The 26336-nt window shown below is 64.9% G+C and carries 22 protein-coding genes; 6 read left to right on the forward strand and 16 right to left on the reverse strand.

The annotated features are described in order from the left end of the window. Positions 1-9 precede the first annotated feature (9 nt). On the reverse strand, positions 10-3462 hold the full coding sequence (mfd, locus tag F7R19_RS00305) for a transcription-repair coupling factor (RefSeq protein ID WP_061957511.1): 3453 nt from the start codon (positions 3460-3462) through the stop codon (positions 10-12). A gap of 183 nt (positions 3463-3645) precedes the next feature. On the opposite strand from mfd, the gene ispD reads away from it, so the two are divergent. Both ispD and ispF read left to right on the forward strand, forming a co-directional pair. Next, positions 3646-4386, forward strand: coding sequence for a 2-C-methyl-D-erythritol 4-phosphate cytidylyltransferase (gene ispD / locus F7R19_RS00310; protein ID WP_150978992.1), 741 nt, complete (start codon positions 3646-3648; stop codon positions 4384-4386). A 22-nt stretch (positions 4387-4408) separates the two neighbouring features. After that, positions 4409-4915, forward strand: coding sequence for a 2-C-methyl-D-erythritol 2,4-cyclodiphosphate synthase (gene ispF / locus F7R19_RS00315; RefSeq protein WP_061957508.1), 507 nt, complete (start codon positions 4409-4411; stop codon positions 4913-4915). A 93-nt stretch (positions 4916-5008) separates the two neighbouring features. Here ispF and F7R19_RS00320 read toward each other — a convergent pair whose 3' ends face one another. The 4 genes from F7R19_RS00320 to tcuC all read right to left on the reverse strand — a co-directional run bounded on the left by F7R19_RS00320 (position 5009) and on the right by tcuC (position 8679). Next, positions 5009-5584 (reverse strand): GNAT family N-acetyltransferase, encoded by a 576-nt coding sequence (locus F7R19_RS00320; RefSeq protein WP_061957512.1) that lies wholly within the window; start codon positions 5582-5584, stop codon positions 5009-5011. A 252-nt stretch (positions 5585-5836) separates the two neighbouring features. Next, positions 5837-6358 carry a carboxymuconolactone decarboxylase family protein gene (locus tag F7R19_RS00325; protein WP_150978993.1) on the reverse strand — a complete coding sequence of 174 codons (522 nt, stop codon included), beginning with the start codon at positions 6356-6358 and terminating at the stop codon, positions 5837-5839. A 124-nt stretch (positions 6359-6482) separates the two neighbouring features. Continuing rightward, positions 6483-7031 (reverse strand): peroxiredoxin, encoded by a 549-nt coding sequence (locus F7R19_RS00330; protein WP_061957514.1) that lies wholly within the window; start codon positions 7029-7031, stop codon positions 6483-6485. Between the two features lie 358 nt (positions 7032-7389). Continuing rightward, the gene (gene tcuC, locus F7R19_RS00335; RefSeq protein ID WP_061957515.1) at positions 7390-8679 is read right to left on the reverse strand and encodes an MFS transporter; all 1290 of its coding nucleotides are present in this window, start codon (positions 8677-8679) and stop codon (positions 7390-7392) included. Positions 8680-8716: 37 nt separating this feature from the next. On the opposite strand from tcuC, the gene F7R19_RS29625 reads away from it, so the two are divergent. Beyond that, positions 8717-8875 (forward strand): hypothetical protein, encoded by a 159-nt coding sequence (locus F7R19_RS29625; protein ID WP_170292541.1) that lies wholly within the window; start codon positions 8717-8719, stop codon positions 8873-8875. Between the two features lie 130 nt (positions 8876-9005). Here F7R19_RS29625 and F7R19_RS00340 read toward each other — a convergent pair whose 3' ends face one another. Beyond that, positions 9006-10355: an ATP-binding protein gene (locus tag F7R19_RS00340; protein ID WP_061957516.1), complete on the reverse strand. Its 1350-nt coding sequence runs from the start codon at positions 10353-10355 to the stop codon at positions 9006-9008. 25 nt (positions 10356-10380) lie between these two features. Further along, entirely contained in the window at positions 10381-11103 is a 723-nt protein-coding gene (ompR, locus tag F7R19_RS00345) for an osmolarity response regulator transcription factor OmpR (protein ID WP_006576352.1), read from the reverse strand. A gap of 409 nt (positions 11104-11512) precedes the next feature. Here ompR and F7R19_RS30090 point away from each other — a divergent pair, with 409 nt between their 5' ends. Further along, on the forward strand, positions 11513-11746 hold the full coding sequence (locus tag F7R19_RS30090; RefSeq protein ID WP_223505703.1) for a hypothetical protein: 234 nt from the start codon (positions 11513-11515) through the stop codon (positions 11744-11746). An 18-nt stretch (positions 11747-11764) separates the two neighbouring features. On the opposite strand, the gene F7R19_RS00355 is transcribed toward F7R19_RS30090, so the two are convergent. Beyond that, positions 11765-13027: a Zn-dependent hydrolase gene (locus F7R19_RS00355; RefSeq protein ID WP_150978995.1), complete on the reverse strand. Its 1263-nt coding sequence runs from the start codon at positions 13025-13027 to the stop codon at positions 11765-11767. 65 nt (positions 13028-13092) lie between these two features. Further along, on the reverse strand, positions 13093-13923 hold the full coding sequence (gene hpnD, locus F7R19_RS00360) for a presqualene diphosphate synthase HpnD (RefSeq protein ID WP_150978996.1): 831 nt from the start codon (positions 13921-13923) through the stop codon (positions 13093-13095). Between the two features lie 423 nt (positions 13924-14346). On the opposite strand from hpnD, the gene F7R19_RS00365 reads away from it, so the two are divergent. Further along, positions 14347-15522 (forward strand): efflux RND transporter periplasmic adaptor subunit, encoded by a 1176-nt coding sequence (locus F7R19_RS00365; protein WP_223505706.1) that lies wholly within the window; start codon positions 14347-14349, stop codon positions 15520-15522. Between the two features lie 9 nt (positions 15523-15531). Beyond that, the gene (locus F7R19_RS00370) at positions 15532-18645 is read left to right on the forward strand and encodes an efflux RND transporter permease subunit (RefSeq protein WP_150978998.1); all 3114 of its coding nucleotides are present in this window, start codon (positions 15532-15534) and stop codon (positions 18643-18645) included. A gap of 35 nt (positions 18646-18680) precedes the next feature. On the opposite strand, the gene F7R19_RS00375 is transcribed toward F7R19_RS00370, so the two are convergent. The 7 genes from F7R19_RS00375 to F7R19_RS00405 all read right to left on the reverse strand — a co-directional run bounded on the left by F7R19_RS00375 (position 18681) and on the right by F7R19_RS00405 (position 26120). Then, positions 18681-19094, reverse strand: coding sequence for a DUF3830 family protein (locus F7R19_RS00375; RefSeq protein WP_061957522.1), 414 nt, complete (start codon positions 19092-19094; stop codon positions 18681-18683). 130 nt (positions 19095-19224) lie between these two features. Further along, on the reverse strand, positions 19225-20415 hold the full coding sequence (locus F7R19_RS00380; protein ID WP_150978999.1) for an amidase: 1191 nt from the start codon (positions 20413-20415) through the stop codon (positions 19225-19227). Positions 20416-20461: 46 nt separating this feature from the next. Next, positions 20462-21466 (reverse strand): ABC transporter ATP-binding protein, encoded by a 1005-nt coding sequence (locus F7R19_RS00385; protein ID WP_150979000.1) that lies wholly within the window; start codon positions 21464-21466, stop codon positions 20462-20464. 16 nt (positions 21467-21482) lie between these two features. Beyond that, positions 21483-22562, reverse strand: coding sequence for an ABC transporter ATP-binding protein (locus tag F7R19_RS00390; protein ID WP_223505708.1), 1080 nt, complete (start codon positions 22560-22562; stop codon positions 21483-21485). A 2-nt stretch (positions 22563-22564) separates the two neighbouring features. Continuing rightward, positions 22565-23452, reverse strand: coding sequence for an ABC transporter permease (locus F7R19_RS00395; RefSeq protein WP_150979001.1), 888 nt, complete (start codon positions 23450-23452; stop codon positions 22565-22567). 10 nt (positions 23453-23462) lie between these two features. Continuing rightward, on the reverse strand, positions 23463-24413 hold the full coding sequence (locus F7R19_RS00400; protein ID WP_150979002.1) for an ABC transporter permease: 951 nt from the start codon (positions 24411-24413) through the stop codon (positions 23463-23465). Between the two features lie 129 nt (positions 24414-24542). After that, a complete protein-coding gene (locus F7R19_RS00405; RefSeq protein WP_223505950.1) occupies positions 24543-26120 on the reverse strand; it encodes an ABC transporter substrate-binding protein in 1578 nt (525 codons plus the stop codon). Positions 26121-26336 lie beyond the last annotated feature (216 nt).

Raw genomic sequence — 26336 nt, forward strand, 5'->3', positions numbered from 1 at the left:
GCGGTCGTATCAGGCCAGTTGGCGCAGCGTGTGCTTGATGGTTTGCGCACGCGCGGCCACATCGGGCATCTTTGCCTCGATGCGCAGCTTGTCCTGGCCGGCCAGCTTGATATGGCGGTTCTTCTGTACCAGATCGATGATACGGATGGCGTCGATCGGCGGGTTTGGCACGAATTGCACGCTGACCGTCGCCTCGCCTGCGTCGATCTTGCGCACGCCAAGCGGCGCGGCGGCGATACGCAGCCGGTGCGTTTCGATCAGTGCCTGGGCCTGCGCCGGCAACCGGCCGAAACGGTCGATCAGCTCTTCCTGGATGTCGTCCACGCGCTCGCCGGTCTCGCAGTTGGCGAGCCGCTTGTACAGCGACAGGCGCTCGTGCACATCGGCGCAATAATCGTTGGGCAGCAGCGCCGGCGTGCCGAGATTGATCTCGGTGGTGGCGGCCAGCGGCGCCATCAGATCAGGTTCCTTGCCCGCCTTCAGCGCCTTCACGGCCGCGTTGAGCATGTCCGTGTAGAGCTGGAAGCCGATTTCGTGGATTTCGCCCGATTGCTTGTCGCCGAGCACCTCGCCGGCGCCGCGGATTTCCAGGTCGTGCATGGCCAGATAGAAGCCCGAACCAAGTTCTTCCATCTGCTGGATTGCTTCGAGCCGGCGCTGTGCCTGCTTGGTCAGCCCATCCACATCGTGCACCAGCAGGTAGGCGTACGCCTGGTGGTGGCTGCGGCCGACGCGACCGCGCAACTGGTGCAACTGCGCCAGGCCAAACTTGTCGGCGCGGTGGATCAGTATCGTGTTGGCCGTGGGCACGTCGATCCCGGTTTCGATGATCGTCGTGCACAGCAGGATGTTGTCGCGACGCGCGACGAAATCGCGCATCACGCGCTCCAGTTCGCGCTCGTGCATCTGACCGTGAGCCACGGCGATGCGCGCCTCGGGCACCAGTTCGGCCAGCCTGGCGCGCTTGTTCTCGATGGTTTCGACTTCGTTGTGCAGGAAGTACACCTGGCCGCCGCGCTTGAGCTCGCGCAGGATGGCCTCGCGGATCACGCCGTCTTCCTCGCGACGCACGAACGTCTTGATCGCCAGGCGCTTTTGCGGCGCGGTGGCGATCACGGAAAAATCGCGCAGGCCTTCCAGCGCCATGCCCAGCGTGCGCGGAATCGGCGTGGCGGTCAGCGTTAGCACGTCGACCTCGGCGCGCAGCGTTTTCAGCGCTTCCTTCTGACGCACGCCAAAGCGGTGTTCCTCGTCGATGATGACGAGCCCCAGCCGCTGGAACTTCACGTCGTCGGACAGCAGCTTGTGCGTGCCGATCACGATATCGACCGTGCCTTCGTTGATCTGCTTGATCGCCGCGTCGATTTCCTTCTTGGTCTTGAAGCGCGAGAGCTCGACGATCCGCACCGGCCATTCGGCGAAGCGATCGGACAGGGTTTGGAAATGCTGCTCGGCCAGCAGCGTGGTGGGCGCCAGCATGGCCACCTGCTTGCCGCCAAGCACCGCCACGAACGCCGCGCGCAACGCCACCTCAGTCTTGCCAAAGCCCACATCGCCGCAGACCAGGCGGTCCATCGGCTTGCCCGACGTCATGTCGGCGATCACCGCGGCAATGGCTGCGGCCTGGTCCGGCGTTTCCTCGAAGCCGAAACTCTCGGCGAAGGTCTCGTAATCCTTTGGCTGCAGCGGGAACGCAAAGCCCTCGCGCGAGGCGCGGCGCGCGTACAGGTTCAGCAGTTCAGCGGCGGTGTCGCGGATCTGTTGCGCGGCACGGCGCTTGGCCTTGTCCCACTGGCCGGTGCCGAGCGAGTGCAGCGGCGCGGTTTCGGGATCGGCGCCGGAATAGCGCGAGATCACGTGCAACTGGTGCACCGGCACATAGAGCTTGCTGGCCTTGTCGTAGTCCAGATGCAGAAACTCTTCGTCGCCCTGGCCCATGTCCAGCGTGACCAAGCCCTGGTAGCGGCCGATTCCGTGTTCGCTGTGGACGACTGGATCGCCAATCTTGAGTTCGGCCAGGTCGCGCACCATGGCATCGACGGTGCTGGCCTGTTCCTGCTTGCGGCGGCCCGCGCGGCGCGCGGTGCCTGCATACAGTTCGTTTTCGGTGACGAACGCGAGTTGCGCCGATGGCAGTGCGAAGCCGCTTTGCAGCGGGGCCACGGCAATCGAGAAATGCGACTCGCCGCTCAGGAACGATGCGAAGTCGTCGACGATCGTCGGACGCAAGCCGCTTTCGGCAAACAGCTGCAGCAGCGTCTCGCGCCGGCCGGCCGAATCCGCGCACATCAGCACGCGCGTGGCCTTGTTCAGCAGCAGCGCTTCCAGATTGACCAGCGGATCTTCGGCGCGCCGGTTGACCGAAACATCGGGCAGCCCGGCCGCGAACGATGGCGCCTGCTCCGGCGCGGGCTCGCGCTGCAGCAACAGTCGCGCAAGAGGCTTGGCCGCGACGAAGAACTGTTCTTCGGACAGGAACAGATCCGCAGGCGGCAGCAGCGGGCGCTCGCGGTCGTGCCGCATGAAGTTGTAGCGCTGCGTGGTGTCGGCCCAGAAACGCCGGATGGCGTCGTCGACGCCGCCGGTGAATGCCAGCTGAGTGCCTTGCGGCAGGTAGTCGAACAGCGTGGCGCTTTGCTCGAAGAACAGCGGCAGGTAGTACTCGATCCCGGCCGACGGCACGCCGTTGCCGATATCCTTGTAGATCGGCGATTTGGTCGGGTCGCCTTCGAACACCTCGCGCCAGCGTCCGCGAAACGCCGTGCGCGCGGCCTCGTCGAGCGGAAATTCGCGGCCCGGCAGCAACCGCACTTCTTTGACCGGGTAGAGGCTGCGTTGCGAATCGGGGTCGAAGGCGCGAATAGTCTCGATTTCGTCGCCAAACAGGTCGATCCGGTATGGCAACGCCGAGCCCATCGGATAGAGATCGATCAGCCCGCCGCGCACGCTGTACTCGCCGGGGCGCATCACGGCGCTCACATGCTCGTAGCCGGCCAACGTGAATTGCGCCTTGAGCGCGGCTTCGTCGAGCTTTTCGCCCTGCTTGAAGAAGAACGTGTAGGCAGCCAGAAACGACGGCGGGGCCAGACGATAGAGCGCCGTCGATGCCGGCACGATCATCACGTCGCATTGGCCACCTTGAATATCGTGCAGCGTCGCCAGCCGCTCGGACACCAGATCCTGATGTGGCGAGAAGCTGTCGTAGGGCAGCGTCTCCCAGTCAGGCAGAAGGCGCACGCGCAGTTCGGGCGCAAACCACGGGATTTCGTCGGCCAGCCGCTGCGCATCGATCGCATGGGCGCACACCACGGCCACCATCGGCACGCTGTCGCGATGCTGGCGCGCGTAGGCGGCCACGGCAAGCGCGTCGGAAGATCCGGTCAGGCCGGGCACGGCATGGCGCATGCCGGGCTTGATCAGCGGCAGCACGGCAAACGGGTAAGCAGCTTGGTTGTCAGGCATTGGCAGCAGATAACGCGTAAACGACCATACCCCGCCGGCGCATGCGTGCGGCATGTCGCGGGCAGGGAAAATCGGTTTTTGCCTGCCTGGATCGGAGGATCGTGGCGGCGGGCGAGGGCCGTATTATAGAATGCGCACCGGCCGGCCTGCAGGCCGGCTTCCGATATCCCAACCGCCAAGCCCGTGTCCGATCGTCGATTCGCCCTGATTCCCTGTGCCGGTACCGGCAGCCGTGCCGGCGGCGCCGTGCAGAAGCAATACCAGACGGTGGCCGGACGGCCGATGCTGTGGTTCGCGCTGGCCGCGTTTTCGGCATGTGAGGCCATCAGCGCCACGGCGCTGGTGCTGGCGCCGGACGACCTGCCGCTGGAGGCGCGTTTCGGTCCGCAGGTGTTTGCGGGACTGCGCTTCGATACCGCGTTTGTCGGCGGAGATTCGCGCCATGCGTCGGTGCTGGCGGGGCTGCATCATCTGGCCACGCTCGGCGCGCGCGATACCGACTGGGTCCTGGTGCACGACGCCGCGCGTCCAGGCCTGACGCCGGCGATGATCGACACGCTGGTGCGCGCGGTGGAGTCCGATGACGCCGCCAGCGAGCCCATCGGCGGCATTCTTGCCGTGCCCGTGCCCGATACGCTGAAGCGCGCCGACGCCGGCGCGCGCATCGGCGCGACGGTGCCGCGCGAGGGCCTGTGGCAGGCGCAGACACCGCAGATGTTCCGCATTGGCGTGCTGCGTCACGCGCTCGAGGACGCGATGGCAGCTGGCGCCGTGGTGACCGACGAAGCCAGCGCGATCGAGCGGCTGGGACTGCATCCGCGTCTGGTCAACGGATCGCTGCGCAATTTCAAGGTGACCTATCCGGAGGACTTCGCCCTGGCCGATGTCCTGCTGCGCACGGGATCGACCCCGTCCGCGGCCTGATCCTTTTCTTCAAGGAGTTGTTTTGAATCCGTTCGATTTTCGCGTTGGACAGGGCTATGACGTGCACGCGCTGGTAGCCGGTCGCAAGCTCATTCTCGGTGGCGTCGAGATTCCGCACGATCGCGGACTGCTGGGGCATTCCGACGCCGACGCGTTGCTGCATGCGGTCACCGACGCACTGTTCGGTGCGGCGGCCCTGGGCGATATCGGGCGCCATTTTCCCGATACAGATCCCGATTTCGCCGGTGCGGACAGCCGCGTCCTGCTGCGTGAAGCGGCGCGGCGCGTGCGTGAAGCGGGCTTCGAAATCGGCAATGTCGACGCCACGGTCATTGCGCAAAAACCGAAACTTGCGCCGCATATTGCGGGCATGGTGCAGAACCTGGCCTACGACCTGGGCCTGCCGGTCACGCATTGCAACGTGAAAGCGAAAACCAACGAGAAGCTTGGCTTCGAAGGCAAGGAGGAGGGGATCGTCGCGCAGGCGGCGGTGCTGATCTACCGCCGTACCGCTGACGTGCAGGACTGAATCACAGACGAAATCCGATGAGCGATGCGCCTGCGGCGCGCTTCGCTCGCGGCTTGGCCGCGGTTGGCCGGGCGGCTTGCGCTGGCGTGCCGGTCAGGCCGGCGGCGGCGCCGGCGCGTCTTCGGGCTGGATCGTGTAGACGTAGTCGATCAGCCTGGCCATCGCACCGTGACGCGATCCGGCTTCCGTGCGTTTCTCGAAGCCCATGTGCTCGCACAGCTTGATGGCCGAGTCCATCTCCGGCATCGTCCGGCATACCAGCATTGGGGCGCCGATATCGCGAGCGCGCTGGATACAGATCTGCATCAGCCGCTTGCCCAGTCCCAGCCCGCGCGCTTGCGGACTCACGGACAGCAGACGTGCTTCCGGAAGGGGCAGGGTGACGAGGCTGTCGTCGAGCGCAGGCACTGTCGCGCCCGGATGGCAGAACAGCACGGCGCCGCTGATGCCGTGATCCGTTTCCGCAACCCACCACTCCATATCGGGATTGTCCTTGGCGGCCAGCACGGATTGCATGCCACGCTGGAACGACGCGCGGCAATCTTCCATGATGCCCAGCTCGTATTGCCCATAGGCTTGCTGCGTAACGGCGGCGATGTCGCCCCAGTCATGCACCGCGGCCAGGCGAAAGCGAAAGCGCGGCGAAGTGTGCGAAGGCAAGGTGCTCATGACTACGATGAAAAGCGTGACCTTGGCTCGATTGTAGGCCGTCCAATCCACAAATGCACCGGCTCATTTGTGCCTGTCTGCACCGATTGACGAACGCGTGTCGACCGGATCTGAGGCATAGGACTTTCTGACCCCGCAGACGGGAAAAAAGCCGACAGCACGCCAAAGCGTGGGCCGGCTTGTGGCGCGGGCCGCCGTTGGTACGGCGGTCCCGCACGGGATGTAATCGGCGCGTTGGACGCCGATCGCCGCTTATTCGGCGGTAATGACGTTGGCGGCCGCGCCGATCACCGCGGCGATACGCCCCACATCGCGCAATTGCTGGGCGCTCATGCCCTGCTCGGTCTTGAGCAGTTGATAGTGCGACTTCACGCAGAAATGGCACTTGCCGATGATCGAAGCGGCCAGCGCGTACATTTCGAAGCGACGTTTGTCGACGCCGCCGTGCGAAGCATACGCATTCATGCGCAGTCCGGCCGGCTGGCTCGCCAGATCCGGATCCTCGGCCATTTCGACGTACGGATACCAGATATTGTTCATGCCCATCAACGCAGCTGCCGTCTGCGCCGCCGTCACTTCCTCGGGCGACAGCACGTTGGCATTGCGGATCACGTCGACGATGACCTTGCTCTTTGCCGCAAAGGCGGCCGCAAGGGCCACGCCTACCGCATCGTTGCCTTCCAGCGACGAACGCGCGATCGTGCCATCCACGTTCAGGCGAATGTCCTTGGCGTAGTCGGGAATCAAATTCTTGATCGTACTGAGGAATTCCATACATTTCTCCTATCGACGAGGGCTCAAAAAACCCGCACATAGCGGGTTTCGGCGAGGAAGGGCATGGTGCTCTTCCTCGCGCTGTGCCGATCCGCTTGAAAGCGGCCTGGCAGGTGCTGCCAAATTACAGCGTGGCGCCACCAACGGCGCGGTTGCACGGGCACAGTTCGTCCGTTTGCAGGCCGTCCAGAATACGCAGCACTTCTTCCGGGCTGCGGCCGACGTTCAGGTTGTTCACCGAAACGTGCTGGATCGTGTTGTCCGGATCGACGATGAACGTGGCGCGCAGGGCAACGCCGGCAGCGTGGTCACGCACGCCCAGCTGGTCCACCAGCGAACCGGTCACGTCGGCAAACTGCCACTGGTTCAGCTTGTTCAGGTCCTTGTGTTCACGGCGCCATGCCAGCTTCACGAATTCGTTGTCGGTCGAGCCGCCCAGCACGATTGCGTCGCGATCGGCGAAATCGTTGTTCAGCTTGGCGAAGGCCACGATTTCCGTCGGGCAGACGAACGTGAAGTCCTTCGGGTAGAAGTAGATGATTTTCCACTTGCCTTCGAACGACTTTTCGGTAATGTCTTCGAAAGCCGACTGGCCGTTCTCTTCGTGGTTGTTGAAACCAGGCTTGACACCAACAACGTGGAAGGCTTCGAGCTTGTCACCAACGGTCTTCATAGACTTCTCCTGATACGGTTGAACAGAGTGAGGCGCGCGATACGCGAATCGGTTCCCACAGGGCAGGAACGCGTCGATGCGCGATCGCATTAAAACGTGATTATGCGTCGCCGGAGGCGCTGCGGCCAATTGATATTCTCAACCAGCCCGATAGGCGCCGTCTGATGAATCGTGTGGCGCGCATCGTGCGAGGGGGCGTGCAGCCGTGAGCGGCTGCAGCGAGTATGCCACGCGCGACGGCGCATGACGGGAAGCGTCGGAAATATTCAGATTTGTCTCAAGCGGTCACACGCGTTTCATGCGTAGCTGGCAAACGGCGCCGGCTACGCATGAATGCGATCAAACGCGCGAGACGCGCTCAGGCCGCGCGGAGCGTGGCTTGCGTGCGGCGCGTACGGAAGATGATCAGCGTCGCCACCAGGCCGCATGCTGCAGCAAACATCAGCCAGAGTCCCGGTGCGGCCTTGTTGCCCGTGGTGTGGATCAGGTAGGTCGAGATCGCCGGGGTAAAGCCACCGAACAGCGCCGTGGCCAGGCTGTAGGCCAGCGAGAAACCAGCGGTGCGCACGGCGGGCGGCATGACTTCGGTCAGCGTGACGACCATCGCACCGTTATAGCTGCCGTACAGGAACGACAGCCACAGCTCGACCATCAGCAGACGTTCGAACGAGGGCGCCGCCACCAGCCACGACACGGCAGGGTACGCGGTAATCAGCGTGGCGATCGTGAAGATCACCAGCAGCGGCTTGCGCCCGACGCGGTCGGACAGGGCGCCCATCAGCGGCAGCCAGATGAAGTTCGACAGACCCACGCACATCGTGACGATCAGGTTGTCCACGTCGTCGAGCTTGAGCACGGTCTTGCCAAACGTCGGCGTATAAGCGGTGATCATGTAGAACGACACCGTCGTCATCACCACCATCATGCAGCCGGCAATGATGATGCCCCAGTTGTCGAGCATCGAGCGATAGATCTCGCTGATGCTGGGACGATGTTTGCGCGCGCGGAATTCCTCGGTCTCTTCGAGCGACCGGCGAATGATGAACAGGAACGGTACGATCAGGCAGCCGATCAGGAACGGCAGGCGCCAGCCCCAGCTATCCATTTGCGCCGGAGCAAGCGTGGCGTGCAGCACGACGCCGAGCAGGCCCGCGAAGATCACCGCCACCTGCTGGCTGGCCGATTGCCACGCCACGTAGAAGCCTTTCTTGCCCGGCTTGGCGATTTCGGAAAGGTAGACCGACACGCCACCCAGTTCCACGCCTGCCGAGAAGCCCTGCAGCAGCCGGCCCAGCAGCACCAGCAGCGGCGCGGCGATGCCGATCGTCGCATAGCCGGGCACCACGGCGATCAGCAGCGTGCCGAGCGCCATCAGAACCAGCGTGACGATCAGCCCCTTGCGACGGCCGTGATGGTCGATATAGGCGCCCAGCACGATCGCGCCGAGCGGACGCATCAGAAATCCCGCGCCGAACGTCGCTAGCGACAGCATCAGCGAGGCAAACTCGTCGCCGGACGGAAAGAAGGTATGTGCGATGGCGGCGGCATAGAAGCCGTACACCATGAAGTCGTACATCTCCAGAAAGTTTCCGCTGACAACGCGGAACACGGTGCGAAAACTGTGCTGAGGATTGGAAGTGTTGGACATGGCTGTCTCTCGGTCGCCACCAGTTGGGTCCGGCGGCATGTTGTCGATCGTTATCAGCCACGGCGGTGGTCATGCGGCAGGCGGCGCCGTGGCTGCGGATGCATCGGTATGCATCGGCCTGTCGATGGCGTGGAGTGTGCGCGGTGTCGCTGTCAATCGCCTGTCAACAACCTTTCAATTCCGTATCAATTCCTGAAGAAAACCTGTCAATGCGGCGCATGCGCCATTGCGGCGTGGGCTGATGCGGTTGGATCAAGAGGAGAGAGGGTGCGGACTGCCGTCCGCGGTCCCAAGGTGCGGCGCGATGCGAGACGTGGTGTGCCGCCTCAGGCGCGGCGGAAGAACGCGCTGACCACGAGGCCGGTTTTAGGCGCGGCGCGATTGGCCAGCACCAGTCGGCCGCCGTTGCGCTGGAGAATGCGGTTGACGATGGACATGCCAAGGCCTGCGCCCTTGGCTTCGCTGCGCGCGCTGTCGAGCCGATAGAACGGACGCGTCAGCAGCGACAGTTGCTCGTTGGGCACGCCCGGTCCGTTATCGGCGACGATCAGCACGGCGTCCTTGTCCTCGACGCGCGTGGAGATTTCCACGTCGGCCATGCCGGTTTCTTCGTCCTTGGCATAGCGGCGCGCGTTTTCCACGAGGTTGTCGAGAATGCGCTGGATTTCCATGCGATTTGCGACGGCCATCACTGGGCCGTTCGAACGCACATGCACGCGCACATCGTCGTGGGCCGCATAGACGCCAACCGACTCCTGCACGAGCGCGGAAAGATCGACCGGTTCCACCACTTCCTGACCGGGACGCGCGTAGTTGAGGAACTGGCCGATGATGGCGTCCATCTGTTCGATATCGGCGATCATCGCGTCGCGGGTGGTGGTATCGACCGGAGACATCTCGGTTTCCAGCCGCAGGCGCGTCAACGGCGTGCGCAGGTCGTGCGAAATGCCGGCCAGCATGACCACGCGATCGTCGTCGAGCTGGCGCAAATCGCGCACCATCTGATTGAAGCTGCGGTTGGCCTGCGCCACCTCGCTGGCGCCTTGCTCGCGCAGCGGCGGCGGGTCGCCGCCCGTGCCGATCTGGCGCGCGGCGTTGGCCAGCCGTTTGAGCGGGTAATTCACGCGTGCGGTGATGAACGCCGCGCCAATGATCGACAGCAGCAGCGCGGCAATACTCCACCACAGCCATTGGATGCCGGGCACGCGTTCGAAACGTTCGGGGCTGATGGCTACCCAGTAGTCGTCGCCTTCGATTTCGAAACTGACCCACACGCCGGGAATATCGTTGACGGTGGTGGCGATAACCGTGTCCTCGCCCAGGCGGCTGCGAATTTCCTGCTGCACCAGCTGGGTAAGAAACGGATTGGCCGTGGGCGCGGCAAAATCGTCGTCCTTTTCACGCGGATAAACCTTGATGCCTTCGTTCTGCACCAGGTCCAGCAGCAGGAAGCGGCGCCGCGCCGGGTCCGAATAGAGCAGGGCGGCGCGCGTGAGCTTGACCACGCTGACCACCTGCATGGCGATCTGCTGGGCGCGCGGCGCGCGTTCGAACAGCCGGTAGCTCTGGAACCAGATGCCCAGCGAGATCGCCAGCAACAGGGCGATAAGCATGAAGGTTCGCCAGAACAGCGAACCGAAGAACCGCGTTGCGGTACGGCCGAGAGCGGTCGCCACGATGCTGCTTGCGGACGGACCGGCTCTACTTCACGCCATCGGGGATGAAAACGTAACCCAGGCCCCAGACCGTCTGGATAAAGCGCGGGTTGCCGGGATCGGGTTCGATCAGCTTGCGCAGGCGCGAGATCTGCACGTCAAGGCTGCGATCGAACACTTCATATTCGCGTCCGCGCGCCATTTCCATCAGTTTTTCGCGCGACAGCGGCTGGCGGGGATGACGGGCAAAGACCTTGAGCACCGAGAATTCGCCGGTGGTCAGCGTGATTTCCTCGTCGTTCTTGGTCAGCGTGCGCGTGGCCAGGTTCAGCACGAAATCGCCGAAGGCGAAGGTTTCGGGGGTTTCGGACGGCGCGCCTGGCACTTCGGCCGGGCCTTTGCGGCGCAATACCGCGTGAATGCGGGCGATCAGCTCGCGCGGATTGAAAGGCTTGGGCAGGTAGTCGTCGGCGCCCATTTCCAGGCCGACGATGCGGTCCACGTCCTCGCCCTTGGCGGTGAGCATGATGATCGGCGTCTGGTCATTGGCGCCACGCAGCCGGCGGCAGATCGACAGGCCGTCTTCGCCGGGCATCATCAGATCGAGCACCAGCAGGTCGAATCGCTCGCGCAGCCAGAGTTTGTTCATGGCCGTGGCATTTTCCGCCACGAGGACCGTAAAGCCCTGCTCGCCAAGGTAGCGGCGCAGCAGGTCGCGCAAACGCGGGTCGTCATCCACGACGAGAATCTTGTGGCTGGTATTTTCCATGGCGGTATCTTAGCGATTATCGCTTTCGCTCAAAATGGCTTAACAAAACGTTACATACTTTACCCTGTGGTATGGCGGCGTGCACCTTTTGTGCATTTACACTCCGCAAACCGTTTTCCGAGACTGATTCGATTGCATCGGAAACAAGACACCACGGGTATCGCGCAACCCTATCCGGCAACGCTGGCACGCAGCCAGTTATCGCCAGGCGGAGTGCGGATGCGCCGGCATCGAAAGGGACAAAGCCCTTCCGGAGCACAGTCGAAACCGCCATTATCCAATGAAAGTGAAGCAAAACCGGCACGGGCAAACCCTGCGTCGCGCAGTCTGCGCACGGGTGGCATGGCTTGCCGGCGTGTCCCTACTGTGGGCGGCGATACCAGCCGCCTCGCACGCCCAGTCCGCGGGCATGGCACACCTGCTTCATCCCAATGGCCAGCAACAGGGCAGCAGCCAGGCCCAGTCCGAGCGCAACCGCCAGCCGGCACGGCGCGCCAATCAATCCGAGACCGAGCGCGACATGGCCGAACGCGCGGGCCGTCAGGGGCAGCGCGGCGGCAATCCGCGGCTTTCGCCAGACGAGCGCAAATCCTTGCGCAAGAATCTCTACGATCTCAGCCGCGAGATGTACCGCGGCAGCTAAACCGCCGCGCCTTGTTCGTTAGCCTCTGGGCTGGAAGTGGCGCAGGAAATCCACAAATACTTCGGCTGCCAGCTGAGCGTCTTCCACGGTGATCGTCTCCAGCGGATTGTGGCTGATCCCGCCGTTGCCGCAGCGCACGAACAGCATCGCCACGTCGGTGACGCGCTGCATCATCATCGCGTCGTGTCCCGCGCCGGAAGGCAGCTCGAAGGCATCGAGCCCGCGCTTGCGCAACACGGCGGAGAACTGATCCATCAGCCAGCGCGCGCACGGCGCATTATTGACCGGCGTCACACGCTCGACGCTGGCGCGCAGCCCGCGACGCTTCGCGATCCGCTCGATGCCCGCCACGATGTCGGCAATTGCGGCTTCGCGGATGCCGTCTTCGCCGGCGCGGATATCCATCGAAAACACGCACGCGGCCGGGATCACGTTGCTCGATCCGTCCGGCACCTGCAATTGGCCCACCGTGCCGACCAGCGTAGGCGCCGCGGCGCAGCGCGATTCCACCAGCAGGATCATTTCCGCGGCGCCCGTGGCCGCGTCGCGCCGCATATCCATCGGCGTGGTCCCGGCATGGCTGGCCAGTCCTTCCACGCGCACCTGGAAGCGGCTGCTGCCGGCAATCTGCGTGACGATGCCCAGCGGCAGCTGGCGATTGAGCAGCACCGGTCCTTGCTCGATATGGACTTCGACAAAACCGGCCAGCGAAGTGGGGTCGATGGCGGCGGCGCGCAGTGCGTCGATGCTGCCGGCGCCCGGGAAGCCCGCAGCGGTCAGCGCGTCGCGCATCGTGACGCCGTCCGTATCGACGCGGTCGAGCAGTGCCGCATCGAACCGGCCGGCCAGCACGCTGCTGGCCAGGAAGCTGGTCTTGAAACGCAGCCCTTCTTCTTCGGCAAAACCGACGACATCAAGGTGATACGGCAGGCGAATGCCTGCATCGCGCAGCGCGCCGACCACCGCGATCGGCAACAGGATGCCCAGCCGGCCATCGTAGCGGCCGCCGTTGCGCACCGTGTCGAAGTGTGAGCCGGTCATCAGCACCTTGGGCGCGGTGACGGCGGGATCGGCGGCGTAGCGTCCGATCACGTTGCCGATTGCGTCGATGCGTACGGTCATGCCGGCATCTTCCATCCAGCGCGCCAGTTGCGCCTGCGCCTGACGATGGGCCGGCGTGAGAAACGCGCAGGTGAGGCCGCCTTCCATATCGGAATGACGGGCGAGGGCGTCTGCGTGGTCCAGTATCGACTGGCCGAGGGCGGGTATGGCAGTGGTCATGACTTTGTGGCTTCAATACATCGACACTTCAGCGTGCAAAAAACGGTCGCCCGCATGGCGCGGCCTCAACCGTTGCGCAGCCAGGTTTTCCAGGCGATCCACAGCTTGCGCATCGGCGTGAGCGCGATGCGCTGCGACAGCACCTGGAAGTGGCTCGCTTCGATTTCGTCGAGCAATGCCTGGTGGATGGCGGCCAACGCCAGCGCGGCGCGCTGCGCGCGGCGGTCTGCGCGCGGCAACAGTGCCAGGGCGTCGCGGTACTGCGTGCGCGCCGCGGCGGCCTGATCCCGCATCAGCGCGACAAACTGATCGGAGCTACGCGACTGCATGATGTCCGCTGCAGGCACTTCAAAGCGCTGCAGCGTGCTGACGGGAATATAGATGCGCCCCTGGCGCGCGTCATGGCCGACTTCGCGCACGATACGCACCTGCAACTGCGCCATGCCAAGCTGTTCGGCCGCGTCGAGCGTGCGCGGATCGGTAAAACCGAGCAGGCGCGCATTGAGCTTGCCAAGCGTCGCACCGACGGCGCGGCAATACTTGCCCAGCGCAGCGTCATCGAAATAGCGCGATTGCGCCAGATCCATCTCCGTGCCGTCCATCACCTGGGTCATTTCCGCCTGCGGCAGGTCGGCCAGGTAGGGTTGCAGCGCGTGGCTGACGGGATGGCTGGGCTGGCCGTCGTATAGCCGGCGGATTTCTGCGCGCCACCAGTCCAGGCGCTGCAACGCTACGCCCGCATCGTGATTTTCATGAACGATGGCGTCGAGTTCGAGGCGCCAGGCCTGCAGGGCCGTGACGGCACGGCGGCGTTCGGGAGGGAGAAGCAGGCTGCTGTAATAAAAGCTGGAGCCGCTTTTCGCGGCTTTTTCCTGGCAGTACTGATCGGGCGTCACGCCAATCTCTTAGTGGTGGGCGGCGGGGCGGCGCCAAAGCGGCGAATTGTAACATCGGCGCCCGCCAACGCATGCACGCCCGCAGCAGTCTTCGCGACGGGCACGCGTGATCGGCCGGCACCGCCGCTGTGGCGGTTTGTCGCGCCATACAGGCGTTCGTCATCCGGCGTTTGACGCACCCGGGGTCCGTCGCTATATTACTGACCGGCCAGTTATTTATTTCCGCGCAGCAGCGGAGGCGCCTGGGGAGGCACTTCGGCCGATGCCGCGCGTGGCCGTTTCCCCGCCGGCCCGATTGCGAAACATCGAGCCGCGACGTAGCAGCCAAATTTCGCCTCACCGTTCCCACCGATCAAGACGCTTGTCATGCCAGAGCCTTACGCCAGGCCGGAAGTTGCGGCCGCCAGATTTGACGAACCTCCAATGGCGCGCCGCGTCGTGCAGCGCCGTGTCGGTCGCGCGCGACTTGGGCTTCTGCTTGCGGCGGCAGCGCTGGTGCTGACGGGTTGTGGCAAGAAGGTGGAACCGGTCGAGGAGGTGCGGCCAGTCCGGCTGATGCAGTTGAGCCCGGCGCAAGGCAGGACCGATTTCGAGTTTTCGGGCGAGGTGCGCCCGCGCATCGAGTCGCGACTGGGATTCCGCGTCGGCGGCAAGATCGCGGCGCGCCTGGTCGACGTCGGCGCGTCGGTGCGCAAGGGGCAGCCGCTGGCGCGTCTGGACCCCACGGATCTGGCGCTGGCCGAAACCGGCGCGCGCGCGCAATTCGACGCGGCCAAGACCGATCGCGATCTCGCCGCCGCAGACCTGAAGCGCTACAAGGAGCTGGCCGCGCGCAACTTCATCAGTGCCGCCGAACTGCAGCGTCGCCAGGCCACTTTCGATTCCGCCGACGCGCGGCTGGGCCAGGCGCAGGCCAACCTGCGCAACCAGTCGAACCAGACCGGCTATGCGGTGCTGACCGCCGATGCCGACGGCGTGGTCACGGCGATCGATACCGAAGTGGGACAGGTCGTCACGCCCGGCCAGCCGGTGATCCGCGTGGCGCAAACCGCGGAAAAGGAAGTGGCCATCGGCTTGCCTGAAGATCAGGTCGACATGCTGCGCGGTATTTCTGAGGTGTCGATCCATACATGGTCCGATCCCGATCGCGCATTGCCGGGCCGGGTGCGCGAAATCTCCGCGGCGGCCGATCCCGTCACGCGCACCTATCCCACGCGCGTCAGCATTCCAAATCCGCCGGCCGATCTGCGCATCGGCATGACCGCCGTGGTGTCGTTCACGCGCACCGGCCAGGCCGCGGCGATCCGCGTGCCGCTGACCGCGCTGCTGCAGGACAGGGGCAGCAATCAGGTGTGGATCTACCAGCCAGGCGCTAACGGCGCCGGCACAGTCAAGCCGGTGTCGGTGACGCTCGGCGAAGCGCAGGGCAATCTGATCGAAGTGCGCCAGGGCCTTGCGCCGGGGCAGACCATCGTCACCGCGGGCGTGCATCTGCTCAAGCCGGGACAGAAGGTCAAGCCGATGCAGAGCGTGGCGCCGGCCCAGCCGGCCTCGGATCCCGGCGCGCAACTGAGCGCCCTCGACCGGCATCTGGGCTGAGATCCGCGCATGGAACATTCCCGCTTCAATCTGTCGCGCTGGGCGCTGGAGCACCAGCCGCTCACGCGCTATCTGCTGGTCGTGCTGCTGCTGGGCGGGCTGCTGGCGTTCTTCCAACTGGGCCAGGACGAAGATCCGCCATTTACGTTCCGCGTGATGGTGGTGCAGGCGTTCTGGCCGGGCGCCACCGCCGAGCAGATTGCCGTGCAGGTGACCGACAAGATCGAGCGCCAGCTGCAGGAAGTGCCCTACGCCGACAAGATCCGCAGCTTTTCCAAGCCCGGCGAAACCACGGTGATCTTTCAACTGGCCGACAATGCGCCAGCCAGGGACACCGCGCAGATCTGGTACACGGTGCGCAAGAAGATCGGCGACATCCAGCAAACACTGCCGCAAGGCGTGCGCGGCCCGTACTTCAACGATGAATTCGGCGATGTCTACGGATCGATCTACGCGCTGTCGGCCGACGGCTTCAACTACAAGGAATTGCGCGAATATGCCGACCTGGTGCGCCAGGAACTACTGCGCATTCCTGCCGTGGCCAAGGTCTCGCTGCTAGGCCTGCAGGACGAAAAGCTCTATATCGAATTCAACCAGGCGCGCTTTGCGCAACTGGGACTCGATATCAACGCCATCTCCAACCAGATCGCGGAACAGAACAATCCCACCGGCAGCGGCGTGCTGGTGACGCCCACCGACAACCTGCAAGTGCGTGTCACGGGCCAGCTTGGCGATGTCGAGGATCTGCAGAACCTGGTGCTGCGCGGCCCGAACGGCATCGCCAACATCCGGCTCGGCGACATCGCTCACGTCTATCGCGCCTATGTCGATCCGACGGTCAGCCGCATGCGCTTCAACGGCAAGGATGTGATCGGGCTTGGCATTTCGATGGAAAAGGGCGGCGACATCATCGCGCTGGGCAAGGAATTGCGCGCCGTGACCGATCGCCTGCGCGGCCAGTTGCCGATCGGCATCGAGATGGATCAGGTGCAGGACCAGCCCCAGGCCGTCAAGCGCAGCGTCGGCGAATTCGTGCGCGTGCTGATCGAGGCCGTGGTGATCGTGCTGGGCGTGAGCTTTGTGTCGCTGGGCCTGCATACCCGCCCGCTGCGGCTCGACGTGCGGCCCGGTCTGGTGGTGGCGCTCACCATTCCTCTGGTGCTGGCGGTGACGTTCCTGTTCATGAACATCTTCGGCATCGGGCTGCACAAGATCTCGCTCGGCGCGCTGATCATCGCGCTCGGCCTGCTGGTCGACGACGCCATCATCGCGGTGGAAATGATGGTGCGCAAGCTCGAAGAGGGTTTCTCGAAAATGGAGGCGGCGACGTTCGCCTATACGTCCACCGCGATGCCGATGCTGACCGGCACGCTGATCACGGCGGCCGGCTTTTTGCCGGTGGGCCTGGCGCGTTCCACGGTGGGCGAATACACCTTCGCGATCTTCGCGGTGACGGCGCTGGCGCTGGTGCTGTCATGGCTGGCCGCGGTGTACTTCACACCGTACCTTGGCTATCTGATCCTGAAGACGCGCAGCAACGCCGGTGGCCAGCACGAGGTATTCGATACCCCGTTCTATGCGCGCTTTCGCCGGCTCGTGAACTGGTGCGTGACGTGGCGCAAGACCGTGATCGCGATCACGCTGGCGGCGTTTGCACTAGGCCTGTTCGCGTTCAAGTACGTGGAAAAGCAGTTCTTCCCCGATTCGAGCCGGCCGGAGCTGATGGTGGAATTGTGGATGCCGGAAGGCACGAGTTTCGCGCAGACTGAAGCCGTGACCAAGCGCTTCGAAGCGGCCATGCGGCGCGATACGGCCGTGCAGAGCGTGACGTCGTTCGTCGGCACCGGCGCGCCGCGCTTCTACCTGCCGCTCGACCAGATCTTTCCGCAATCGAACGTGGCGCAGGCGATCGTGATGCCGGTGAGCCTGGAGGCGCGCGATGCGCTGCGCAAGCGTATAGAGCGCGTGCTGGCCAGCGATTTCCCGCAGTTGCGCGGCCGCGTGAAGCTGTTGCCGAACGGCCCGCCGGTGCCGTATCCCGTGCAGTTTCGCGTGATCGGGCCCGACGCGGCTGGCGTGCGCAAGGCGGCCGACCAGGTTCGCGCGGTGATGGCGGCCAATCCGAACACCGTCGGCGTCAACGACAACTGGAACGAGAACGTCAAGATGCTGCGTCTCGAACTGGACCAGGACAAGGCGCGCGCGCTCGGCGTGACCACCAACGCCATCGCGCGCGCGACGCAAGCGGTGCTGACCGGTGTACCGGTGGGCCAGTACCGCGACGCCGACAAGCTGATCGACATCATCATGCGCACGCCGCGCAGCGAACGCGACACGATGGCCGACCTGAACAACGTGCTGGTGCCCACCAGCAGCGGGCGCGCAGTGCCGCTGACGCAGGTCGCACGGATAGCGCTGAAGTCGGAGCCAGGGGTGATCTGGCGCGAGAACCGCGATTTCGGTATCACCGTGCAGTCCGATATCGTCGACGGCATCCAGGGCCCGACCGTGACCGCGCAGATCGATCCCAAGCTCGATCCGATCCGATCCGCGCTGCCGCCCGGCTACCGCATCACCATTGCCGGCGCGCAGGAGGAAAGCGGCAAGGCGGGCGCGTCGATTGCCGCGCAATTGCCGCTGTGTATCTTCCTGATTTTCACGCTGCTGATGCTGCAGTTGCACAGTTTCTCGCGCGCTGTGATGGTGTTCTTGACCGGGCCGTTGGGGCTGATCGGCGCAGCCGCGACGCTGCTGTTGCTGCACGCGCCAATGGGTTTCGTCGCGCAACTTGGCATTACCGCGCTGCTGGGCATGATCATCCGAAATTCGGTGATTCTGGTCGATCAGATCGAGCAGGATATCAAGTCTGGCCTGCCGCCCTGGGAGGCGATCGTCGAATCCGCGGTGCGTCGCTTCCGACCGATCATCCTTACCGCGGCCGCAGCGGTGCTGGCCATGATCCCGCTGTCCCGCTCGACGTTCTGGGGGCCGATGGCGGTGGCCATTATGGGTGGACTGGTGGTGGCGACGGTGCTGACGCTGCTGTTCCTGCCGGCGCTATATGCCACATGGTTCCGCGTCAAGCCGCCCGGCGACGCGCGCGGCGTCGTGACGGCCGGCTGACGCCCGGCGGCGCGCGGTCCGCGCCGCCGATCGGGCTACTCGGCCAGTTCGAACAACACGTCCTGCGCGCCTTCCCATAGCACCTTGGTGCCCAGCGCGCGCAGGTTTTCCTTTCCTTCGACCACGGTCAGGAAGTGGTTGCCCGCCAGTTGGCCCATCTTGCTGGCGAAGCAGCAGCTGCCATAGGCCAGGATGATCTCGGTTTCGCTATAGCCGCCGGGATAGAACAGGATGTCGCCGACCGACGGGTGGCTGGTGTGGTTTTCGAAGCCGACGCCGAGCTTGAATTCGCCAAGCGGGATCCAGCAGCCTTCACCGCTCCAGCGCACGTGGATCAGTTTCTGCCGGTATGGCAGCAGCTTCAGGAACGCGGCCACGGTCTGCGGCGCGTCCGGGTGAGTTTCGGCGATAAAGGTGTGGCCGGCGGCCGTCATGCGCAGTCGGGTCATGTGGTTGTGGTTGTCGTCGTTCTGGTTGGCGCGGCCCCGCGAGGCGACCGCAAAAGGGCGAGTAAAAGTGGGGCAGCAGGATTGGGCCTTGCCTTGGCCGCCGCCCGCAGCGGCCAGCTACCAGCGTAGTTCAGACCGATGTCGCCATCAACGTCTGCGCTGCCGCGATCAGGCTTCGGTCGCTGCCCTTGGGGCCGATCAGCGAAATGCCCAGCGGGGCGCCAGCGCGGCCCGCCAACGGCAGGCTGATCTGCGGAAAGCCGGACAGCGGCGTCAGGCACAGCGTATGCGCGGCAGCCGTACGGTAATCCTCGAGCGATTCCATCGGAGTGGTGCGCAGCGGCGCGATGTCCGGCATCGTCGGCAGCACCAGCACGCTGTCGTGCCCCAGCAGGCGGCCGAGGTGTGCGGTGAACTCGCGCCGGACCGCGCTCGACGCTTCGAATTGCGCGTGGGTCACGGCCTTGCTGAAGGCAAAGCGGCCCGCCACGTCGGGGCCAAGTTGCAGTCCGTATTGCTCGATCAACGCACCGTCGGCCTGCCACGCTTCCCAGCCCTGCACGTAACGAAATGCCCAGTACAGGTCCGATAGCGGGCGATCCGCCACATCGACCGGCACCGCCTTGCCAAACACGGCTTCGATACGCGCGACGGCGGGCGCCAGCGCCGCGCGGGCTTCGGGCGTGGGCAGTTCAAACAGATCGGCGGCCAGCAGCAGCTTCGGACTGGCGGGCAGCGGATCGCCGTCGGTGCCGAGCAGCACGTCCGCAACGCGGGCGAACGTGGCGATATCCTGCGCAAAGAAGCCGCAGGTATCGAGCGATTCGCACAGCGGCATGCATTGCGCCAGCGAAATCCGCCCATGCGAAGGACGGATGCCGAATAGCCCGCAATGGCTGGCCGGGGCGCGCACCGAGCCGCCGGTGTCGGTGCCCAGCGCGAAATCGGCGAGCCCGTGCGAGACCGCCGACGCCGATCCCGATGACGATCCGCCTGTGATGCGGTCGGGCGCCGCGCCGTTGTACGGGCCGCCGTAGTGATGGTTCTGGCCGTTCATCGAAAACGCCAGCTCGTCGGTATGAACCTTGCCGACGAAGCTCGCGCCGGCATCGAGCAACTTCTGAACCGTGGGCGCGGTGGAAGTCTTGATGCCCGAGCGCGCCAGCACGTGCGGGTTGCCGCCTCCGGTGGGATAGCCGGCCACATCGAACAGATCCTTGACGGCAAAGCGCAGGCCGTGCAGCGGGCCGCTGGCGGCGTTGGGCACAGCCGCCTCGGGATAGGGCAGGAATGCGCGGGCGGGATGGGTGGACAGGCTCATGATGTTCGGATTCCTCGATTCTTGAAACGTCGCTGGGAAAGACGCATTACGCGGCGCATTCGGTCGCGGCTGGCGCGCCCACCAGCACGCAGCTGACGCGGTGGCCATTGCCAAGCGACACCGCCGCCGGCACCTGGGCCAGGCATTGGGCACGGGCATGCGCGCAGCGCGGTGCGAAGGTACAGCCGGCGGGCAGCGCGGCGAGATCGGGCGGGGCGCCGCCAATCGTCTGCAGACGTTCGCCGCGCGCCATGCCGTGTTGGCGGCTTTGCAGCAAGGCGATGGTGTAGGGATGGCGCGCCTCGCGCATCAGCGTGCGGATCGGGCCCTCCTCGACGATGCGCCCGCCATACATCACCGCGACGCGATCGGCAATTTCCACCGCCGCGCCGATGTCGTGCGTCACGAACACGATCGACAAACCAAGCTCGCGTTGCAGCTCACGCAACAGAATCAGTACCTGGATCTGCACCGTGGCGTCGAGCGCAGTGGTCGGCTCGTCGGCCAGGAGGATCCGCGGTTGCGCACAGAGCGCCAGCGCTATCATCGCGCGTTGCCGCATGCCGCCCGACATCTCGTGCGGATAGGCGGCCAGGCGCCGCTCCGGGCTGGGAATGCGCACCGCCTGCAGCGCCTTGAGCGCCAGCGCGTGCGCTTCCTGCTTCGACACCTTGCGATGGGTGCGGATGCATTCGACGATCTGCTGACCAACGGTGTAGACCGGATCGAGCGCCAGCAGCGGCTCCTGGAACACCATCGCCACGGTGCCGCCGCGCAGGCGCGCCAGCGCGCGCTTGTCCAGCTTGAGCACGTCCTGGTCTTCCACGCGGATGCTGCCGGCAATCGTGGTGCGGCGTGGCGGATGCAGGCGCATCAGCGCGCGCAGCGTCACGCTCTTGCCCGAGCCCGATTCACCGATCAACGCGACGGCTTCGCCCGGGGCGACATCGAGCGATACGCCGTTGACGGCCTGGATCGTCTTGCCGCCGCCCGAGAACGTCACGTGCAGGTCGCGTACCGATATGGCGGGTGCTGGGGAGGGATGGGACATCGATATCTCCGCGAAATCAGGGCGTGGCGGCGTGCAGGCCCGGCGTCAGGCGCTGCAGCGGCAACGAATGGCCGCCGTCCGGCATGGCCATCAGGCAGGACACGGGATGGCCGGCGATCGCGTCGGTCAACGAGGGCGCGCGGCGTTCGCAGACCGGTTCGGCGCGCGCGCAGCGCGGGTGGAAACTGCAGCCGGGCGGCGGATCGATCGGATTGGGCGGATCGCCTGCCAGCGGCGCGGCCAGCGTGCGATGGTCGGGATCCATCGACGGCATCGACGCCAGCAGCGCGCGCGTATAGGGATGCGCGGGATTGGCGTAGACCGTCTCGGTGTCGCCGATTTCGACCACCTTGCCGAGGTACATGACCATCACGCGATCGCACAGGTAGCGGATCACGTTGAGATCGTGACTGATGAAGACGTAGGTGAGGTCGAACTCGGCCTTCAGGTCGAGCAGCAGGTTCAGCACTTGCGCCTCGACCGACTTGTCCAGCGCGGACACCGCTTCGTCGAGGATCACCAGCCGCGGACGCAGCGCGAGCGCTCGCGCGATATTCACGCGCTGGCGCTGCCCGCCCGACAGTTCGTGCGGATAGCGTCCCGCAAACCGCTTGGCGTCCAGCCCCACGCGCTCCAGCAGATAGCGCGCTCGCTCGGTGGCTTCGCGGGACGGCAGGCCGTGCACGCGCGGCGTGAAGGCGATCGATTCCTCGATCGTCAGGCGCGGATTCAGCGACGAATAGCTGTCCTGGAACACCATCTGCACCTGGCTGCGGAATGCCTTCATCGGCAGTTGCGCGGATCCCACTGCCTGCGCGTCGAAAATCAGTTCGCCGCTGTCGTGCGGTGTCAGCTGCATCAGCAATCGCGCGGTGGTGGACTTGCCGCAGCCCGATTCGCCGACAACGCCGAGCGTTTCGCCCTTGAGCACGTCGAAACTCACGCCGTCGACCGCGCGCACCACACCGCCCTTGCGCAGCGGGATCGGCGATTTCAGCGGAAAGTGCTTGATCAGATCGCGCGCGATGACGAGCGGCTGTGCGGGGCCGCCGACATCGGTGGCGGCGGACACAGGCATCGGAATTCTGCCGGTCATGCTCACTCCTTGATTTCCATTGCCGAGCGAATGCCGTCGGCCAGCAGGTTGAACGAGATCGAGGTCAGGAAAATCATCGCGCCGGGCAACGCGGCGACCCACGGCTGCGTGTAGATCGCCGTGCGCAGCGTGTTGAGCATCAGGCCCCATTCGGGTTCGGGAGGCTTGACGCCAAGGCCCAGGAACGAAAGGCCCGAGGCGAGGATCATCGACACCGAGATCAGGCTCGTGGCGTAGACGAAGATCGGTCCGAGCACGTTGTTGAGGATGTGGGCGCGCACGATGGTCAGCGACGAAGCGCCCGAGGCGCGCGCCGCATCGACGAACTCGCGGTTGCGCACCTGCGTGGTCACGCTTTCGGCCACGCGCACGATCTGCGGTACGAACACGATCGTCAGCGACAGCAGCGCATTGCCCACGCCCGCGCCGAGCGTGCCGGACAGTGCGATGGCCAGCAGCACGGAAGGAAACGCGTAGAGGATGTCGGTCAGCCGCATGATGATCGTGTTGGTCCAGCCGCCGGCGTAACCAGCCACGATGCCGATCGCGCTGCCCAGCACGAACGCCATCAGCACCGGCGTGATGCCCATGAACAGCGACAGGCGCGCGCCGAGCATCAGCCGCGACAGCATGTCGCGTCCCAGTTCGTCGGTGCCGAGCGGATAGCCCGCGAAGCCGATCGGCTTGAGGCGCTTGAGAATCGAGGAGGCATAGGGGTCTGCCGGCATCAGCGCAGGCGCGAAGATCGCCATCACGATCAGCGCGAGCAGGATCAGCGCGGCGAGCATCGCCAGGCGGTTGCGCAGCAGGCGGCGGCCGACCGTGGACCAGTAGCCGGGCGAACGCTCCACCGGTAGCGCCGCCATGGGTTTGTTCAGTGTCGCGTCCATGATGGCGTCCTCAGTTACGTTGAATGCGGGGATCGAACAGCGTTTGCAGCGCGTCCACCAGCAGGTTGAGCATCACGAAGAACACCGCCAGCACGAGGATCGTGCCCTGCAGCAGCGGAAAATCGCGCTGGAAAATGGCGGAGTTGAGCAGGAAACCCGTGCCGGGCCACGAGAAAACGGTCTCGATCAGGATCGAGCCGCCGAGCAGATAGCCAAGCTGCAGGCCCATGACCGAGAGCGCGGTGGGCGCTACGTTCTTGACCACGTGCCGGAACACCGCCATGTCCGATAAGCCGCGTGCTCGCAGCCCGACGATGAATTCGTTGGAAAGGATTTCCGCGACCAGCGCGCGGATGGTGCGCGCCACGATGCCCATTGGAATCACCGACATCGTCACTGCCGGCAGCAGCATGTACTGCACGTGCTCCCAGTCCCATGCCCAGTCGCCCGATCCGCCCGGACCGGCGCCCGTGGCTGGCAGCCAGCCCAGCAGCACCGAGAACGCGATCACCAGCACCATCCCCAGCCAGTAGTGCGGAATGCTGACGCCCAGCACTGACAGGAACGATGCAATGCGATCGGACACGGAGTCGCGCAGGTATCCCGCGACAAAGCCGAACAGGCAGCCGAACGTGAAACCGATCAGCGTGGCCACCGCGGCGAGCCGGATCGAATTGACGACCGCTGTGGAAACCTCGGTCATGACCGGCCGGTTGGTCGCGATCGAGGTCCCGAGGTCGCCATGCAGCGCGCGCAGCAGCCAGTGGATGAATTGCTCCAGGAACGGCTTGTCGAAGCCGTACAGCGCGCTCAGTTGCCGCCGCAGCTCTTCGGACGCATCGGGCGGCAATACCGAGACCAGCGGATCGCCCGGCGCGATATGAACCAGCGAGAAACACAGCAGGGCGACCCCAAGCAGGATCGGCAACGCATACACGATGCGGCGGAGCAGGTAAGTCATGGTCTGGGCCGGCTTGTGGGTGGTTGTGGTTTTGCCTATGCGCCGCGTGCGGCGGGAAAGGGGTGAAGACGGTTGACGCCGCAGCGCCACGCAAGCGCGCCAGCCGCCAGCGGCGGCGCGCTTGCGCGGTCAGTCCATCGACATCGTCGCGATATCGATAAACCAGCTTTGCGGCTGGACCACGCCCTTGACCTTCTTCGAGATCGCGCGCGGACCCACGTCGTGCGCGATCAGCACGAACGGCGATTCCTCGACGATGCGCGCATGCAGGCGCGCCAGCGCGGCGTCGCGGTCCTTTTCGCCGAACGATGTGCGTGCGGTCTCGATCAGCTTGTCGAACTCCGGATTGCCGAAGAAGCCCCAGTTGTTCGATACGGGCGGCTGCGTCTTGGTGCTGACGAAGCGGACCATCGCGAAGAACGGGTCCATCGCCGCGAAGCTCACGTTAATGGCGTTGGCGCCGTGCGCGCTGGCGTCCTTCGCGCCGATGCGCCAGTTGGTGAACAGCGTGTTCCATTCGACGACGTCGAAATCCACGTCGAAGAAGCATTCCTTGAGGTTCTGCTGCACGTATTCGTTCATCGGCAGCGGCTGCATCTGGCCCGATCCCGACGCCGACACCTGCACCTTGACCTTGACGGGCTTGGCGGCCGAATAGCCGGCTTCGGTCATCAGCTTGCGCGCCGCGGCCGGGTCGTACTTGATGTCGAACTTCGGATTACCCCACCATGGATTGCCCGATTCGACGATGCCTTTCGCTTCGGCCATGTAGCCGCCCAGCAGCGTCTTGAGCCCCGAGCGGTTCACGCACAGATTGGCCGCCTGGCGCACACGCTTGTCCAGCCACGGCGAATTCGGCGCAAACGACAACTGCCACGGCCACATATGCGGCTGGGCGTTGGCATAGACCTCGAAGCCGCGGCTCTTGATCTGCGCCACGGCGTCAGGCGCGGGCGCTTCGATCCAGTCGACCTGACCCGACAGCAGCGCGGCGGTGCGCGCGTTGGCCTCCGGCATCGGCAGCATCACCACCTTGTCGATCTTCGGCACGCGCTTGCTGTCCCAATAGCTGGCGTTCTTGGCCAGCTCCAGCCGCTCGCGTGGCACGAAGCGCGTCATCTTGAACGGGCCGGTGCCCGACGCATCGGCGGCAAACGCCACCCATGCCTGTTTGCTGCGCTCCGCGGGGTCCGTCACCGAGGCCGGCACGGCTGCGAATTTCTTTTCCCATTGCGTGGGCGATGCCATGAACAGGTTCGAGATGTTGTACGGCAGGAACGAATCAGGCTCGGACGTCACCAGCTCCACGGTGTGGTCGTCGATCTTCTTCGCGCTGCGCAGCGTCGGCATGCGCGACGCGGTCACGCCAACCTGGCTTGGATCGAACTGCTTCGCGGTCTTGTCGAGCACCTTGTTGACGTTCCAGACCACCGCGTCGGCATTGAACGCCGAACCGTCGTGGAACTTCACGCCGGGCCGCAGCTTGAACGTCCACTTGGTCTTGTCCTTGTCGTCGACCTTCCATTCGGTGGCCAGATCGGGAATCAGCAGGCTGGGGCCGTTGCTCTTGGACAGGTCCCATTGCGTGAGCGCGTCGTACATCGGGATGCCGGTGAAGCGATTGCCTTCGAAGCCCTGGTCGGGCTGGCCAAGCGTGCGCGGAATGTCGGCGGCCGTCATGCCGATACGCAGTACCTTTTCCGCCATCGCAACGCCGGGCAGTGCGAGCAGCGACAGCGCAACGGCGGCAGAGATCGAACGGGCCGCCGCGGAAAAACCTTTCGCATGGGAGAACTGGGTGGGGATCACAGGCTGAACTCCTGATTGAGGAATGGACGATGGGAAGGCCGGGTTCGATCTAGCAATTGATGTGCCAGTGCCGTGCACCATCACCGTGGGCATGCATCGACGCGTTTCGCGTGG

The sequence above is a fragment of the Cupriavidus pauculus genome, from assembly GCF_008801835.1.
Classification (GTDB): Bacteria; Pseudomonadota; Gammaproteobacteria; order Burkholderiales; family Burkholderiaceae; genus Cupriavidus; species Cupriavidus pauculus.